Below are 15,149 nucleotides of genomic sequence, written 5' to 3' on the forward strand. Positions count from 1 at the left end.
TGTCGTGCGTTCCCTACCGAATTACAGTGCGTCGCTTCCGCGTTCGCCGGTACGGACGCGGATGATGGTGTCCACCGGGGTCACCCACACCTTGCCGTCACCGATCTTGCCGGTACGCGAGGCTTCGACGATCACCTCGACGACCTTCTCGACCGACGCATCGTCCACGACGACCTCGACCCGGACCTTGGGCACGAAATCCACCGAGTACTCGGCACCGCGGTATACCTCGGTGTGGCCCTTCTGCCGGCCGTATCCCTGGACTTCGCTGACGGTCATGCCGAGCACGCCTGCCTGTTCCAGCCCGGTTTTCACATCTTCGAGCGTGAACGGTTTGACGATTGCCGTAACCAGTTTCATGTTCGTCATGCCTCCTTGACGAGTGAGCGTGCCGTGTTACCCACAGCAGCGAAATCGTATGCGGTTTCCGCGTGCTCGGACTCGTCCAGGCCCGCGGCCTCGGACTCTTCACTGGCGCGCAGGCCGATCGTGAACTTGATCGCGTACGCGATGATGGCCGTGGCGACCAGCGAGTAGGCGAGAACGGCGAAAGCACCGACGGCCTGCAGCTTCAACTGCTCGACCCCACCACCGTAGAACAGTCCATCGACAGCTGCGGGAGCTTCGGCCGTAGCGACAAGGCCGACCATCAGGGTGCCGACCAGACCACCGACGAGGTGGACACCGACGACGTCGAGCGAATCGTCGAAGCCGAAGCGGAACTTCAGGCCGACGGCCAGCGCGCACAGCGCACCGGAGACGACACCGATGGCGAGCGCGCCGATGACGTTGACCGAGGAACAGGCCGGCGTGATGGCGACCAGACCGGCGACGATGCCCGAGGCAGCGCCGAGCGAGGTCGGGTGACCGTCACGGATCTTCTCCACGAGCAGCCAGGCCATCATCGCGGCCGCGGTGGCGAGCGTGGTGGTGAGGAAGGTGGCACCGGCGATGCCGTTGGCACCCAGCGCCGAACCCGCGTTGAAGCCGTACCAGCCGAACCACAGCAGACCGGCGCCGAGCATCACGAACGGCAGGTTGTGCGGGCGGAACGGGGTCTTCGGCCAGCCCTTGCGCTTGCCGAGGATGAGGCAGAGCACCAGACCGGCGGCACCGGCGTTGATGTGGACCGCGGTACCACCGGCGAAGTCGATCGCCTTGAGGTTGGTGGCGATCCAGCCGCCGTTCTCCGCGGTGATGCCGTCGAAGGCGAACACCCAGTGCGCGACGGGGAAGTAGACGACCGTGGCCCAGATTCCGGCAAATACGAGCCACGACCCGAACTTCAAGCGGTCGGCGACCGCGCCCGAGATGAGTGCGACCGTGATGATCGCGAACATGAGCTGGAAGGCGACGAACACCGAGAGCGGGATCGTGCCTGCGAGCGGGACTGCAGCGGGGGCCGCGGGGTCGGTGGTGGCGAGATAGTCGCCGCCGAAGACACCCTTCAGGCCGAAGTACTGCGTGGGATCACCGAGTAGGTTGCCCTTGTCCTCGCCGAACGCCACCGAGAAGCCGTACAGACACCACAGAATGGTGATCAGGCCCATCGCGGAGACGCTCATCATGATCATGTTCAGGACGTTCTTGCCACGGACCATGCCGCCGTAGAAGAACGCCAGACCCGGCGTCATCAACAGCACGAGTGCGGCCGCGGCCAACATCCATGCTGTGTCACCGGCACTTGGATCGCCGATTACGGGAAATGCCACCTTGTGTTCCTCCTCATCTCGGGCCCTGCCGATGACGGCAAAAGGACCTGTACAGAAGGGTCGCGACTCGGTGTTTCATCCGTTGAGCTGTGGTGTTTCACCTGAGTGAACGGATAGCGCTGTTGTGTTGCGTCCACGTTTCGTGTGGTTGGCATGAGCTTGTCAGCTCACGGTGAGGTCGGTACGCAAGTGCGATTCGCCGCGAGTTCGCCCGGCGATTCGCCGCGGGCATCGTCGCTGGCAGACAGCGCTGCCCGCCCGATCGCCGGATCGGACGGGCAGCGCGCGAACAGCTACGCGGTACCCCCGAGCAGCGCGTCGACGAACGCTCCCGGCTCGAACGGGGCCAGATCGTCGGCGCCCTCGCCCAGGCCGACCAATTTCACCGGAACGCCGAGTTCGTGCTGCACCTGGAACACGATTCCGCCCTTGGCGGTGCCGTCGAGTTTGGTGAGGACCACGCCGGTGATGTCGACGACGTCGGCGAAGACGCGCGCCTGCATCAGGCCGTTCTGGCCGACGGTCGCGTCGAGGACCAGCAGCACCTCGTCGACCTCACCCTTCTTCTCCACGACCCGCTTGACCTTGCCCAGCTCGTCCATCAGGCCGGTCTTGGTGTGCAGGCGGCCCGCGGTGTCGATGAGAACGGCGTCGACACCGCCGTCGATGCCCGCGGTGACCGCGTCGAACGCGACGGCTGCCGGGTCGGCGGCCTCCTTACCGCGCACGGTCTCGGCGCCCACCCGTTCACCCCATGTCTGCAGCTGATCAGCGGCGGCGGCGCGGAAGGTGTCGGCGGCGCCGAGCAGCACGCGGCGACCGTCCGCGACGAGCACGCGGGCCAGTTTGCCGGTGGTGGTGGTCTTGCCGGTGCCGTTCACGCCGACGACAAGCAGGATCGCCGGCTTGTCGCCATGCGGGAGGGCGTGGATGGAACGGTCGAGCTCGGGGCGCAGCGCTTCGATCAGCACGTCGCGCAGGGCGCCGCGGGCCTGTTCGGGGGTGCGCACGCTGCGCGAGGCCATCTCCTCGCGGAGGCGCTCGACGATCTTCGCGGTGCTCGCGGTGCCGATGTCGGCCAGCACCAGGGTGTCTTCGATCTCTTCCCAGGAGTCCTCGTCGAGGTCGCCGCCGCCGAGCAGGCCGAGCAGGCTCTTGCCGACGGCGTTCTGGGAGCGGGCCAGGCGGCCGCGCAGGCGGACGAGGCGGCCGGTGGTGGGGTCGATCTCTTCGATCGCGGTGGTGGTCGCGTCGACTTCGGCCGGGGCGGTCTCGGCCGCAACCTCGGTCGACGCCGTGTCCGCGGGCTCAGCCTCGGTGGGTGCGGTCTCCGGCGGCGTGGCAACGGTGTCCGAAGGTGCGGCCTCCGCAGGGGCCGCGGTAGGCGCGGTAGCCGGGGTGTCGGTCGGCAGCGTGTCCGCGGGCTCGGCCGGTGCGAGGGTCGACGCGTCGTCGGGGACCACCACCGGCTCGTCGACGGCGACATCGCCCTCGGGCAGCGGCACGTCGGTGATGCCGCGCCGCGGGGCGTCACGCGGGACCGCGGCGTCGTCGCCGATGTGCGGTTGGCCGTCGGTGTCGGTGCGCTCACCGACGGGCTCGGGTCTCGGCACGGTCGCCGTCGAGCCGCCCTGGCTGAAGCTGAATCCACCGGACGCGGTGTAACCACCGGAGCGGTCCGTCAACTCCTTGTCCGGCTCGGGCGGGGCCAGCGAAATCTGGCGTCGCTTGTACAGGACGAAACCCGCGACGAGCGCCACCAACAGGACGGCGGCGATCGCGGCGATCAGGATCCACGCTTGCGAACTCACCCGGCGAGTCTATTCGGGCGGCAAGTTACCGCACGTCGGCGGCGTCTGCGCGGCGGGTCGGCGAGGCGATTGCGGGCCTGTCGCCACATGGCGGAAACACTACAGATTCGTTGTCCTGCGGAACTTCTGGCGGTTGCCCCATAGGATCAGCGGAGTGACCGATCGAAACGTGCTTGGGGGGCCGCTGGAAGAGTGCGGCGCCGATCCTCTCACGGGCTTCTACCGGGACGGCTGCTGCAGCACCGGTCCGGAGGATCTCGGCAGCCACACCGTGTGCACCGTCGTGACGGCGGAATTCCTGGAGCATCAGGCATCCATCGGCAACGACCTCAGTACCCCCCGTCCAGAGAACAATTTCCCCGGCCTGCAACCGGGCGACCGCTGGTGCGTGGTGGCGGTCCGCTGGTTGCATGCCCACGAGGACGGCGTCGCCGCCCCCGTGGTGCTGGCCGCCACCCACGAGAACGCGCTGGAAGTCATTTCCATGGACATCCTGCGCAAATACGCCGTCGATGTCCCCGACGACGTCAGCGACCTGCTGTAAGGGGTCGTCTCCCGTTCCGTCGGCGGTGAGCCTTCTGGCGGCAGGCCGCCGAGCAGTAGCGGGCGGGCCTGCCGGTGGTGGAGCGATCGAGTCGACCGCCGCAGACGGGGCACACCGGCGGAGTTTCGTCACCGTCCCTCGTTTCGTTACGGTCGATTTTCGCGAGTTCCGTGACAAGCGGCGGGCGGGTTCGCAGGGCGTCGAGAACGAGGACGACAGCGGGGGCGAGGGGGTCTTCCGCACGTCGATGCCGTTGGATGGCAACGCATCCCGTGAAGATGTCGAGGACGTCGGTGACGACCACATCGGAACGCACCGCCCCTTGACGTTGGGCTGAGACGAGCAGGGCACCCAGCGCGCGGTGGAAGCGGTCGCCCGTGCCGCGGAGCAGGGCGCGTGGCCAGCCGTCGTCGGATTGCACCAGGTCACACAGGTCCTTGTTGCCGGGCGTCGTGACGATGACATGCGCGCACAGGGCGAAGAAGGCCTCGCCCGGGTCCGGATCGGTGAGGTGTTCGGCGGCCAGCGCGGCCAGTCGGTCGACGCGCTGTTGCATAACCGCTTCCAGCAGATCGGTTTTCGTGGGGAAATGCCGGTGCACGGTGCCCGCGCCGACGCCCGCGCGGCGGGCAACTTCGGCCAGCGAGACGGTGGTACCGCGTTCGGCGAGTGCCCGCTGAGCGGCGGCCAGGATCAGCGCGCGGTTGCGTCGCGCGTCGGACCGGATCGCCGGTTCCGCGCGGTTGTCGACCGTCATTTCGTTACGCCTTCCCTGCACCGGACCTGGCCAACCGGGTGTGAGCGCCCGTAACGTCCGGAATACGGGTCGACCGACCCGATTGTAGGCCTACGATCGTTCACGAACGGAACTCCTCCGCGATGACCTCAGCACTCCCCGTCCTGATCACCGGCGCCACCGGCAAGCAGGGTGGTGCGACCGCCCACCGATTGCTCGCCGAAGGACACCGGGTCCGCGCGCTGGTGCGCGACCTCGACTCCCCCGCCGCTCGCGCACTGGCCGACGCCGGTGCGCAATTGACCGCCGGCGACTTCGACGACCCCATCTCCCTGCGCGCCGCGGCAACCGGCACCCGAGCCGTATTCCTCGTTCCCCCAGCTGATTACCGCGCGAAAGGCTGGGGTGAAGACACCGAAGCCCGACGCGGTCTCGCCATGATCGCCGCGGCCGAAGCCACGGGTGTAGAGCAGATCGTGTTCACCGGCGTCGCCACGATGGGCGCCGCGAAATCATGGGGCCAACAGGGCAAACGCCAGATCGAAGACGCCCTAGCCGCCTCCGGCCTGCGCTACACCGTGTTGCGCCCGGTGCGCTTCATGGAGAACTACCTCCTGCAGGGCTCCCCCGTCGACGGCATCCGCGAAGGCGGCGAACACCGCCACCTGTTCCCCGCCGATCGCCCCCTCCAGATGATCGCCGTCGACGACATCGCCGCCTTCGCCACCCTGGCCTTCGCCGCCCCCGAAACCTGGCACACCCGCACCCTCGAACTCGCAGGCGAAGCCATCACCCCCGTCGACGCGGCCACCATCATCAGCGCCGCGACTGGCCACCCCATCCACTACCGCGAAGTCACCGAGGCAGAAGCCGACGCCATCGGCCCCCAACTCGGCAACACCTGGCGCCTGATCCGCGAAACCGGCGGCTGGCAAGCCGACCTCCCCACCTTGCGCACCCTGTACCCGCACCTGACCTCCCTGCACGACTGGCTAGAACGCAGCGGCACCCAACGAATCCACGCCCAAATCAACACCAAAACCCCGAAAACCCACCGCCCGCACTGACACACAACCCAAACCACACCGCCCACCCCAAACCCGCCATAACCGCACTCCCGACCACACCGCGCACCTCGGCCCGTCCCCGTCTTCCACACCCACCCCACAACCACGCGCACCCAGCTCGTCCCCGTCTTCCACAACCCACCCACCCCAGCCACCGCACTCCCGACCCCTAGGTGTGTTGACCTGAGAGGTTAGGGACGCGGCTAGCTGGCGGACGTCCTCCGAGTGCGGTGTGGGCTCGGTGGTGATTGTAGGTATGGAGCCACTCGGTGAACGCGGCTCGGCGTTCGGTCTCTGACCGGTAAGCGCGGGCATAGGCCCATTCATCGACAAGGGTGCGGTTGAACCGTTCGACCTTGCCGTTGGTTTGTGGCCGGTAAGGGCGGGTCCGTTTATGGGTGATCGAGGCCGCGGTCATCGTCTGGGCCCAGAGCCGGGACCGGTAGCAGGGACCGTTGTCGGTCAGGACTCGTTTGACGGTGATCCCGTTGGTGGAGAAGAACTTCTGGGCTCGTTGCCAGAACCCGGCAGCGGTTTCCTTGCGTTCGTTGGGCAGGATCTCGGTGTAGGCGAGGCGGGAATGGTCATCGATGGCGTTGTGGAGATAGCTGTAGCCCAGATGGCTGCGACCACGGCTGTCGAGAGTCTTGCCCGCGGTCCGGGTGCGGTTGGTGCGCCCGAGTTTTTGCCCGACCGCGCGGGCCCCGCCGCCGTCGGGGATGTTGCCCAGCTTTTTGATATCGACATGGACCAGGTCGCCGGGGTGATCGTGTTCGTAGCGGCGGATCGGGGTGCCGGTGGTGCGGTCGAGCCAGGCCAGGCGGGCCAGTTTGTAGCGTGTCAACACCCGGTGCACGGTGGAGGGATGCAAACCGAGTAGGTAGGCGATCCGTGCTGGTCCCCACCGGCGTAGGACACGGATTTTGATGATGCGGCGTTCGGTGCGGGTCGGGGTCCGGTTCGGGCAGTGGTGCGGGCGTGAGGATCGGTCGGACATGGCCGCGATGCCGTGGTGGCGGTAGCGGTTGGCCCAGCGGGCGGCGGTGGTGGGTGAGACTTGGAATCGTTCGGCTGCCCGTCGTAGTGGCCAGCCGTCGTCGATGACACAGCGGGCTAGTCGTAGACGGCCGAGTTCGGTCAGGGGTGCATTACGGTGTGTCATTGAAGACCTCCGTTGAGAGACGCGTTCCTTAGACAGCTCGCATCTCACTCGGAGGTCTTCGCCATGTCAGCTCGCCACGCCGTTACCAACCTGCATGGTCAACACACCTAGGGAGGGACGGCCACGAAGTGGCCGGTCGCGGCCGGGTCGCCGGTTAGGCGCCGTTGCGTAGGCGACGAAGGAGCAAGCAACGGCGCCTAACCGGCGGCCCCTCGGGGCCGCGACTCGAGCGCGCCAGCGCTCCAACAAACACAGCCAGCGCCTCCAGGACTACTCAAACCCCCGGAGTTCTGCCACAACCCCTCTCACACCGTGGCCGACACCGACTCAGCAACCTCAGCCCGGTTCAACCGCTGCGAGATCACCTGAGTGATGCCATCGCCGCGCATACTCACACCGTAAAGCGCGTCGGCGATCTCCATAGTCGGCTTCTGGTGCGTGATCACGATCAACTGACTCTTCTCACGCAACTGCTCGAACAACCCGATCAGCCGACGCAGGTTCGTGTCGTCCAAAGCCGCCTCGACCTCGTCCATCACGTAAAACGGGGACGGCCGAGCGCGGAAGATGGCAACCAGCAAAGCCACTGCCGTGAGCGACTTCTCACCACCGGAGAGCAGGGAGAGACGCTTGACCTTCTTGCCGGGCGGCCGGGCCTCGACCTCGATACCGGTGGTGAGCATGTCCGACGGGTCGGTGAGCACCAGCCTGCCCTCACCGCCCGGGAACAGTTTCCCGAACACCCCGACGAATTCGCGTTCCACATCGGCGTAGGCCTCGGTGAACACCTGAAGGATCCGAGCGTCGACTTCGGCGACCACATCGAGGAGGTCCTTGCGCGCGTTCTTGACGTCCTCGAGCTGGGTGGCGAGGAAGGTGTAGCGCTCCTCGAGTGCCGCGAACTCTTCCAGCGCAAGAGGATTCACCTTGCCGAGGGTGGTGAGGTCCTTCTCGGCGCGTTTGGCGCGACGCTCCTGAGTGGGCCGGTCGTAGGGCATCGGCTGCGGTGCGCTCACCTGCTCGCCGCGCTCCTTGGCCTCCTCGTACTCGTGCATCTCCAGCGCCGACGGCGGCAACGGCACGTCGGGTCCGTATTCGGAGACGAGGTCGGCCAGCGCGATGCCGAACTGTTCGGAGATGGTCGTCTCCAGCTGTTCGATGCGCAGTGCCGCTTGGGCTTTGGCGACTTCGTCGCGGTGCACGGCATCGGTGAGCTGGGCCAGCTGGGTGTTCAGCGCACGCGCGCGTTCCTTCACCTGTTCGAGCGCGGCCGCGCATTCCCCACGGCGACGGACCAATTCGTCACGCCGTGCCGCGGCGGTGGTCACCACCTGCTCGAGTTCCTGCTTGATCTTGGTACCGGACTCGGCGACCGCCGCGGCCACCGCGGCCGCCTGGCGCCGAGCGGCCTGCGCACGCTCCGCGCGAGCCCTGGCCTCCCGCTCACCACGAGCAGCCCGGCGCAGCGAATCCGCTTTGCCACGAACAGATTCCGCGCGTTCCTCCGAGGTGCGCACCGACAGCCGCGCCTCGACCTCCATGGTCCGGGCTTCGGCGAGCGCGGCGGCGGCTTCCTCACGCGCGTAGCCCGCGGTCTCGGTGCTCGCGGCACCGAAACTGTCATCGCTGCCGTCGTGTTCGAACTCGGCGTGGCGCAGCCGGTCTTCGAGTTCGGCGAGGGAAGCGAGTGACTTCTCCCGTGCCGCTTCGGCTTCCGTACGCTGAGTGGCCAGCCGCTCGCCTTCGGTCTGCGCCGCACGCGCACTCTGCCCGACACGCGCGAGCCGGTCGTAGATCGCCAGCAGTGCCTGATCGGATTCGTGCAGCGCCATCAACGCGTGATCGGCGGCGTCCCTGCGGTCGGTCTGTTCGGCCAGCGCGCCTGCCAGCGCCGCTTCCAGCTCCTCGGCTCGACGTTGCGCGGCGGCCAACTCGGCGGTGGCAGCGTCGATGTCGGCCTGGACCTCGAGCTGGCTCGGCATCCGTTCCGAGCCGCCGACGACCCAGCCGGCACCGGCCAGATCACCGTCACGGGTGACCACCCGCAGTTCCGGGCGCCGGGTGACGAGTTCGCCCGCGCTCGCCAGATCATCGACAACCACGACGCCTGCCGTGAGGGCAGCCAGCGCGGGCCGCACCTGAGCGTCGCCGTCGAGCACGTCCGCGAGCCACTGCGCACCGGCGGGCAACGACCCGCGCTCGCTCGCTACCGTGCCCTCGGTCGCGAAGACGAACGCCACCCGTCCCCCGTCGCCACTACGCAGTTCGCGCACCGCGGCACCAGCGGTGGTCGCCGTGTCGGCGGTAATGGCGTCGGCGAGCGGACCGAGCAGCGCGGCCACGGCGGCCTCGAATCCCGGCTGCACGCGCAACAACCCGGACAACCGCCCACCGACCCCGCTCACCCCGTGCTCGAGCAGCCAGGCCGCGCCGTCCTTACGGGCCAGGTTCATGCCGAGCGCTTCGATGCGGGCGCCGAGTCCGGCGACCAGTTTGCTCGCCTCACGGTCCAGCTCGCGCAGTTCCCGCACGCGCTCGTCGGCGAGTTCCTTGGCGGCGACGGCGTGTTCGTGCTGGGCGTCGAGACCCTTCTCCCCCGCGTCGAGTTCGCCGAGTTCGTCCTGCACGGCGTCGTATTCGACCTGCGCGGCCTCGCCACGGTGCCGGGCGTCGGCGATGGCCACGGACAGCCGCGCGATCTCGGCGTCCACCGACTGCGCGCGGGTGCGCAGATTGTCGACCTGGCCGGACAGCCGGGCCAATCCCTCACGGCGGTCCGCGATCGCGCGTACGGCCGCCAGGTGTGCCTGCTCGGCGGCCTTGGCGGCATGTTCACGGTCGGCGAGGGCTTCGCGGGCCGCTTCGAGCGTTTCGGTGGCCATCTCGACCGCGTACCGCAGTTCGGCCTCTTCGGCCTCGATCCGGTCGGCCTCGGCCTCTAGCTGCTCCGGGTCGCGGCCGGTGCCGACCGGCGCCTCGGTGTGCAGGTGCCTGGCCCGGTCACTGGCGATGCGGATGGTGGCGTTCACCCGTTCGGTCAGCGCCGAGAGCTGGAACCAGGTCTGGGCGGCGGCCTCGGCGCTGGGGCTCAGCCGCGACAGCTGGAACTCCTGCTGCGCGAGCGCGGCATTAGCGGCGTCGAGTTCGGTCTGCACGTTGATCTGCTGCTCGCGGGCGTAGGCCTCTTTGCTGAGCTGGGATTCCAGCTCGCCACGGCGGGTGACCAGGTCGTCGGCGGCCAGCCGCAGCCGGGCATCGCGCAGGTCGGCCTGCACGGTCTGCGCGCGGCGGGCGACCTCGGCCTGGCGGCTGAGCGGCTTGAGCTGGCGGCGCAGTTCGGTGGTGAGGTCGGTGAGCCGGGCGAGGTTGGCCTGCATCGCGTCGAGCTTGCGGACCGCCTTCTCCTTGCGCCTGCGGTGCTTGAGCACGCCCGCGGCCTCTTCGACGAACGCGCGCCGATCCTCCGGCCGCGATTCCAGGATCGCCGACAACCTGCCCTGACCCACGATCACGTGCATCTCGCGCCCGATACCGGAGTCCGACAGCAGTTCCTGCACATCCATCAGCCGGCACGTACTGCCGTTGATCTCGTACTCGCCCGCGCCGTCGCGGAACATCCGCCGGGTGATCGACACCTCGGCGTAGTCGATGGGCAGCGCGCCGTCGGAGTTGTCGATGGTCAGCGTGACTTCGGCGCGCCCGAGTGGAGCCCGCCCGATCGTGCCCGCGAAGATGACGTCCTGCATCTTCCCGCCCCGCAACGCCTTGGCACCCTGCTCGCCCATCACCCACGACAGTGCGTCGACGACATTGGATTTGCCGGACCCGTTCGGCCCGACGACGCAGGTGATGCCCGGTTCGAAGCGCAAAGTGGTCGCGGACGCGAAGGACTTGAACCCCTTCAACGTCAGACTCTTCAAATGCACTACCGAGGACCCTTCCTACGCGCGAGCAACCATGCTAGCTCCCCCGCCTCCCCGTGACTCGGGCCAGACCTGGGCGCGTGGGCTTACCGCAGGCGAGCGGCGGTCATCTCGATAGCCGAGTCTGCCCGCACCCGGCGAGTTACCGATGTTCTTACTTCGGCATGTCGGCCAAAGTACCGGCAATTCATGGTTGGTGCGGATCGATGGGCTTCGCGTGTGGGTCGAGGTGCTTCATCTGCTTCTGCAGCTGACGGAGATGGGTCTGGGTGCCGGGGGTCGCTTCCCAGCCGGTGATCACGCGGAAGACCAGGACCGCGCCCCACGGGCCGATCACCCACATCGGCCAGAAGTAGGTGAGTTCGCCGGCCGTCAGCGAGATCAGACCCCAGATGACCAGCACGATCACGCTGACACCCAGCCAGGAGCCCGCCTCGATGCGCTGCCAGACCGGGAAGCGCGTCCCGGGCTTGCGTTCGACCGGCGCGGCCTGCTGCTGTTTCGTCAGCGCGGGCAGGTCGGACAGGACGACGGCGAGTTCGTCGCGTGTGGTTGTCGCGTAGACCTTGGCCACACGCAGGTCGTATTCGCCCAGGTCGAGTCTGCCGTCGGCCAGATGCGTGCCCAGCTGGGCGACGATCGCGTTGCGTTCGGCGTCGGACGCGCGCGTACCCGGGGTGATATCCATGCCGACGTCCTCTCGGTCACATCCACGATGGAGTGCTGAATTCCAGCGTCCACCCTCCACAGTGCGATGTCAACCGTTCACGCTCGCTCAGAGGATGGCGAAGGCCACCACGAGACCCAGCGCGAAGTGCGCGGCAGCGACGACGAGGACCTCGGGGGTGTAGGTCTTGGCGTGCAGTGTGCGGCCGATGTCGATGCCGGTGACCTTCTCGATCACCCGTACCGAGATCACCTGGGCGATGATGCCGACCAGGCCGTACACGATGGCCGCGATCAGCCCTTCGGACAGCTTGCCGCTGCCGCCGGTGGCCAGCACCGCGAACACGACGATGAGCGCCATGCTGATCATCCCGGCCGCCGAGACGATGATCGCGTTCGGCATGCCGGCGACCACCAGGTCGCGCAGCTTGCCGGGCGTGGTCAGGTCGATGGCGTAGAAGCCGATCAACATGAGGACGAGGCCGATCAGGCAGTACAGGATGATGGCGCCGACGCCTTCACCGAGCGCACTCCAATAACCCGATTCCAGGGCGAGGGCGGTCATCGTGGTCCTTTCGAACAATGTTGTGAGGTCAGAGTTGTCAGTCGACGATGCGGTGCGGCACGAACGCGGCGCCGTCATCGGTGATCAGGCCGGCGGTCTCGCGAATGCCGAGCCCCGCCGCGGTGTCACCCACGACCCAGGCGCCGAGCACCGGGCGCATCCCGTCGAATTCCGGTAGCGGGTCGAGCAATTGGTAGACGAAACCCTCGGCGCCGTAGACGCCGCCGGTCGCGGTCTCCATGCCGGGGCCGACGATGGTCATGTTGGCACCTTCGCGGCCGAGCTTGGGCTTGCGAATGTATTCGGTGAGCTCGTGCGGGTTGTCGAGATAGGCGGGCAACAGGTTCGGATGGCCGGGATACATCTCCCACAGGACCGCCAGGATCGCCTTGTTGCTCAGCAGCGTGGTCCACAGCGGTTCGACCCACGCGGTGGCGGGCAGGCTGCCGACGACGCGCTTGCCGAAGTCGTCGTCGAGGATCCACTCCCACGGATACAGCTTGAAGATCGCCTCGATCGGCGCCTCGGCCAGATCCACGAACCGGTTCAGCTCGGTGTCGAAACCGACTTCCTCGATCGGCAGCGCGACCGTGTCGAAACCGGCTTCGGCCGCCGTCTCCTGCATGTACGCGGTGGTGACGTTGTCCTCGCCGGTCGCATCGGCACCCGACCAGGTGAAGTGCAGTTCGGTGCCGGGCAGCACGCCGCGCAGTTCGGTCCAGCGCTCCACCAGTTTCTCGTGCAGCGAATTCCATTGGTCGCCACCGGGATACATCTGCTGCAGCCAGTGCCACTGGATGATCGCGGCCTCCAGCAGGGAGGTGGGAGTGTCGGCGTTGTACTCCAGCAGCTTGGCCGGGCGGCGCGCGTCGTAGCGCAGGTCGAAGCGGCCGTACACGTAAGGGTCACTGCGACGCCATGATTCGGCGATCGGGCCCCACGTCCATTCCGGCAGACCGAAATCGGCGAAGCGCTCGGTGAGTACCACGTGTTCGGCGGCGTGCAGGCACATCGACTGCAGCAGTTCCACATCGGCTTCCAGCGCGAGGATCTCGTCCATCGAGAACTCGTAGTGCACCGACTCGTCCCAGTACGGCCGCGGCTGTCCGCTGGCGTCGCGCCCCGGCGCGCCGTAGACCAGCCCCTGCTTCTCGACGATCTGCTGCCAGTCCGCGCGTGGCGTGCTCTTGTTACGCCGCATCTACGATCCGCTCCCGCCGGTCGACTTGCTGCCGAGGCCGCCGCGCTGCACCGTGGTGCCGCTCTTGGTCTTGATCTCGGCGTTGCGCGGTTTCACCGAGGTGCCGCCGGTGGGTGGCTTGCCGATCGTCGGTGTGCCGCCGTAGTGGTAGCGGTACTGCGGCCAGCCCAGAATCAGCAGTCCGCCGCCGTGGCCACCGCTGGAACCGTCGCTGCGGAAATTGGTCTTGCCGTCGCCGCAGTTCTCGTCGGGGACAACGACTTCCTGTCCGTTCTCGTCGATCTGCACGCACGAGGCCGTCACCTGGTCGGGTGCGGTGATCGCGCGGTAGGCGAGATAGCCGCCACCGACGAGCGCGGCGACACCGACAATGGCGACGCCGCCGATCATCACGCGTTTGCGGTTGCGCCGCTTCTCTTCCGCCGCGGCCGCCGCCGCACGCTCGGCTTCCTCGGCTTGCCTGCGCGCCTTGTCCCTGGCGCGGGCCTCACCGACGGTCGGGGGACGCGGCTGCGTGACACCGGGTTCCTGCCGCGACATCCGGCCGGACTGTGGCCTGCCCGGTTGCGGCTGGCCGGGTTGCGGCTGGCCGGGTTGCGGCTGGCCGGGTTGCGGCTGGCCGGGTTGCGGCTGGCCCGGTTGCGGCTGGCCCGGTTGCGGCTGGCCACCCGCACCGAAAACCGGCTCGGACGGTGTCGAACCCGTGCCCGGGTCCGGCGTCACACCGGCATTCGGGTCGAACGGCTCCGAACCCGCGTTCGGCGGCGTCCAGCCCGCGCCGGCGTCGGGCGGGGTCCACGGCGATCTCTCGGGTTCGCCGTTCGAGGGTTGTTCCGGTCGATCGGGCGGACCAGGGTTCTGTGTGCTCACCGCTGCCGCCCCCTAGCCCCCGCAGTCACCACTAGCGCTCCTCGAATCCCGTCATGTCGCCCCGCGCGGGCTCCCAGCTTTCCACAACCAGGTCTACCCGCCCGGGCGCACGCCCAGACAAACTGTGTGTCGCGTGCCCGATGGCTTGCGAACTATCGAGCGCTTCGCCGGACCGTAGCAGTTCCAGCAATTTCTCGCCCGCCGTTCGTGGCCCTTCGGCGACGACGTGGACGCGACCGTCGCTGTGGTTGCGCGCGTAGCCGACCAGGCCGAGTTCCAGTGCGCGCGACCGCGTCCACCACCGAAACCCCACGCCCTGGACATACCCGTGCACCCACGCGCTCAGCCGAACCGGCTCGTCGCTCATGGCTCCATCTCGCTGACGCTCGGCTCCGTCATCACCGCCGGGTCGGCGGTGCCCACCGATCGCTCGCTCATGCGTCGATGTCGAAGGTCAACGTCACCTTGGTGCCCGCTTTGAGCGTGCGGCCCACGGTGCAGACCTTGTCGACGGCGCGCTGCACGGTGACCAGTAGTCGCTCGCGGGCGGCCTCGTCGAGTTCGGACAGGTCGAGTTCGAGGACCTCGTCGAGCTGCGGGTAGAGCTCGTTCTCGCGGTCGGCGTCGCCGGAGACGCGGATGGTGGCGTCGAACTCGTCGCCGAGGCGGCGCGACAAGGGCAGATCCGAGCTCAGCCCGGTGCACCCCGCGAGCGCGATCTTCAGCAGTTCACCCGGGGTGAAGGCGCCCGGCACGCCCTGGGAGGCGATCAACACCTCGGCGCCGCGGTTGCTGCGCCCGGTGTATGCCCGGGTTCCGGTGCGCTCGACCCACAGTTCGGTGGGGGCGTTGGTCACGGGTGCGGTCTGCTCAGCCATGCCTTGATCCTGCC

The 15,149-nt window shown here is 68.0% G+C and carries 14 protein-coding genes; 2 read left to right on the top strand and 12 right to left on the bottom strand.

The genetic code is table 11. The features are described 5' to 3' along the window. Positions 1-21: 21 nt before the first annotated feature. The 3 genes from ACWZHB_RS19720 to ftsY all read right to left on the bottom strand — a co-directional run bounded on the left by ACWZHB_RS19720 (position 22) and on the right by ftsY (position 3,523). Entirely contained in the window at positions 22-360 is a 339-nt protein-coding gene (locus tag ACWZHB_RS19720) for a P-II family nitrogen regulator (RefSeq protein WP_110036141.1), read from the bottom strand. Between the two features lie 5 nt (positions 361-365). Next, positions 366-1,712 (bottom strand): ammonium transporter, encoded by a 1,347-nt coding sequence (locus ACWZHB_RS19725; protein ID WP_427903333.1) that lies wholly within the window; start codon positions 1,710-1,712, stop codon positions 366-368. A gap of 293 nt (positions 1,713-2,005) precedes the next feature. Continuing rightward, positions 2,006-3,523 (bottom strand): signal recognition particle-docking protein FtsY, encoded by a 1,518-nt coding sequence (gene ftsY, locus ACWZHB_RS19730; protein ID WP_427903334.1) that lies wholly within the window; start codon positions 3,521-3,523, stop codon positions 2,006-2,008. 154 nt (positions 3,524-3,677) lie between these two features. Here ftsY and ACWZHB_RS19735 point away from each other — a divergent pair, with 154 nt between their 5' ends. Continuing rightward, a complete protein-coding gene (locus ACWZHB_RS19735) occupies positions 3,678-4,067 on the top strand; it encodes a DUF2237 family protein (RefSeq protein WP_014987060.1) in 390 nt (129 codons plus the stop codon). Here the strand turns inward: ACWZHB_RS19735 and ACWZHB_RS19740 are convergent. Continuing rightward, positions 4,051-4,824 carry a TetR family transcriptional regulator gene (locus tag ACWZHB_RS19740; RefSeq protein ID WP_427903335.1) on the bottom strand — a complete coding sequence of 258 codons (774 nt, stop codon included), beginning with the start codon at positions 4,822-4,824 and terminating at the stop codon, positions 4,051-4,053. The genes ACWZHB_RS19735 and ACWZHB_RS19740 overlap by 17 nt on opposite strands. 122 nt (positions 4,825-4,946) lie before the next feature. On the opposite strand from ACWZHB_RS19740, the gene ACWZHB_RS19745 reads away from it, so the two are divergent. Then, positions 4,947-5,870: an NmrA family NAD(P)-binding protein gene (locus ACWZHB_RS19745; RefSeq protein ID WP_427903336.1), complete on the top strand. Its 924-nt coding sequence runs from the start codon at positions 4,947-4,949 to the stop codon at positions 5,868-5,870. 169 nt (positions 5,871-6,039) lie between these two features. Here ACWZHB_RS19745 and ACWZHB_RS19750 read toward each other — a convergent pair whose 3' ends face one another. The 8 genes from ACWZHB_RS19750 to ACWZHB_RS19785 all read right to left on the bottom strand — a co-directional run bounded on the left by ACWZHB_RS19750 (position 6,040) and on the right by ACWZHB_RS19785 (position 15,135). Then, positions 6,040-7,032 (bottom strand): IS481 family transposase, encoded by a 993-nt coding sequence (locus ACWZHB_RS19750; RefSeq protein ID WP_427903337.1) that lies wholly within the window; start codon positions 7,030-7,032, stop codon positions 6,040-6,042. A gap of 305 nt (positions 7,033-7,337) precedes the next feature. Then, a complete protein-coding gene (smc, locus tag ACWZHB_RS19755; RefSeq protein WP_427903338.1) occupies positions 7,338-10,958 on the bottom strand; it encodes a chromosome segregation protein SMC in 3,621 nt (1,206 codons plus the stop codon). Between the two features lie 184 nt (positions 10,959-11,142). Further along, complete coding sequence (locus ACWZHB_RS19760) at positions 11,143-11,643, bottom strand: DUF1707 SHOCT-like domain-containing protein (RefSeq protein WP_427903339.1); 501 nt, start codon at positions 11,641-11,643, stop codon at positions 11,143-11,145. A gap of 87 nt (positions 11,644-11,730) precedes the next feature. Next, positions 11,731-12,186, bottom strand: a complete 456-nt coding sequence (locus ACWZHB_RS19765) for a DUF350 domain-containing protein (RefSeq protein WP_427903340.1) — start codon at positions 12,184-12,186, stop codon at positions 11,731-11,733. 37 nt (positions 12,187-12,223) lie between these two features. Continuing rightward, positions 12,224-13,387: a glutathionylspermidine synthase family protein gene (locus ACWZHB_RS19770; protein WP_427903341.1), complete on the bottom strand. Its 1,164-nt coding sequence runs from the start codon at positions 13,385-13,387 to the stop codon at positions 12,224-12,226. Continuing rightward, entirely contained in the window at positions 13,388-14,257 is an 870-nt protein-coding gene (locus tag ACWZHB_RS19775) for a hypothetical protein (RefSeq protein ID WP_427903342.1), read from the bottom strand. It abuts the gene before it with no gap. A 31-nt stretch (positions 14,258-14,288) separates the two neighbouring features. After that, positions 14,289-14,624 (bottom strand): acylphosphatase, encoded by a 336-nt coding sequence (locus tag ACWZHB_RS19780; RefSeq protein ID WP_427903343.1) that lies wholly within the window; start codon positions 14,622-14,624, stop codon positions 14,289-14,291. Between the two features lie 67 nt (positions 14,625-14,691). After that, positions 14,692-15,135 carry an OsmC family protein gene (locus ACWZHB_RS19785; RefSeq protein ID WP_062986925.1) on the bottom strand — a complete coding sequence of 148 codons (444 nt, stop codon included), beginning with the start codon at positions 15,133-15,135 and terminating at the stop codon, positions 14,692-14,694. Between the last annotated feature and the right edge of the window lie 14 nt (positions 15,136-15,149).

Source organism: Nocardia sp. FBN12 (genome assembly GCF_054031145.1).

What these genes read in the sequence shown, in the direction of transcription:
- ACWZHB_RS19720 (WP_110036141.1), bottom strand. Translation starts at nt 360, where the DNA reads ATGAAACTGGTTACGGCAATCGTCAAACCGTTCACGCTCGAAGATGTG.
- ACWZHB_RS19740 (WP_427903335.1), bottom strand. Translation starts at nt 4,824, where the DNA reads ATGACGGTCGACAACCGCGCGGAACCGGCGATCCGGTCCGACGCGCGA.
- ACWZHB_RS19745 (WP_427903336.1), top strand. Translation starts at nt 4,947, where the DNA reads ATGACCTCAGCACTCCCCGTCCTGATCACCGGCGCCACCGGCAAGCAG.
- ACWZHB_RS19750 (WP_427903337.1), bottom strand. Translation starts at nt 7,032, where the DNA reads ATGACACACCGTAATGCACCCCTGACCGAACTCGGCCGTCTACGACTA.
- ACWZHB_RS19760 (WP_427903339.1), bottom strand. Translation starts at nt 11,643, where the DNA reads ATGGATATCACCCCGGGTACGCGCGCGTCCGACGCCGAACGCAACGCG.
- ACWZHB_RS19765 (WP_427903340.1), bottom strand. Translation starts at nt 12,186, where the DNA reads ATGACCGCCCTCGCCCTGGAATCGGGTTATTGGAGTGCGCTCGGTGAA.
- ACWZHB_RS19770 (WP_427903341.1), bottom strand. Translation starts at nt 13,387, where the DNA reads ATGCGGCGTAACAAGAGCACGCCACGCGCGGACTGGCAGCAGATCGTC.
- ACWZHB_RS19780 (WP_427903343.1), bottom strand. Translation starts at nt 14,624, where the DNA reads ATGAGCGACGAGCCGGTTCGGCTGAGCGCGTGGGTGCACGGGTATGTC.
- ACWZHB_RS19785 (WP_062986925.1), bottom strand. Translation starts at nt 15,135, where the DNA reads ATGGCTGAGCAGACCGCACCCGTGACCAACGCCCCCACCGAACTGTGG.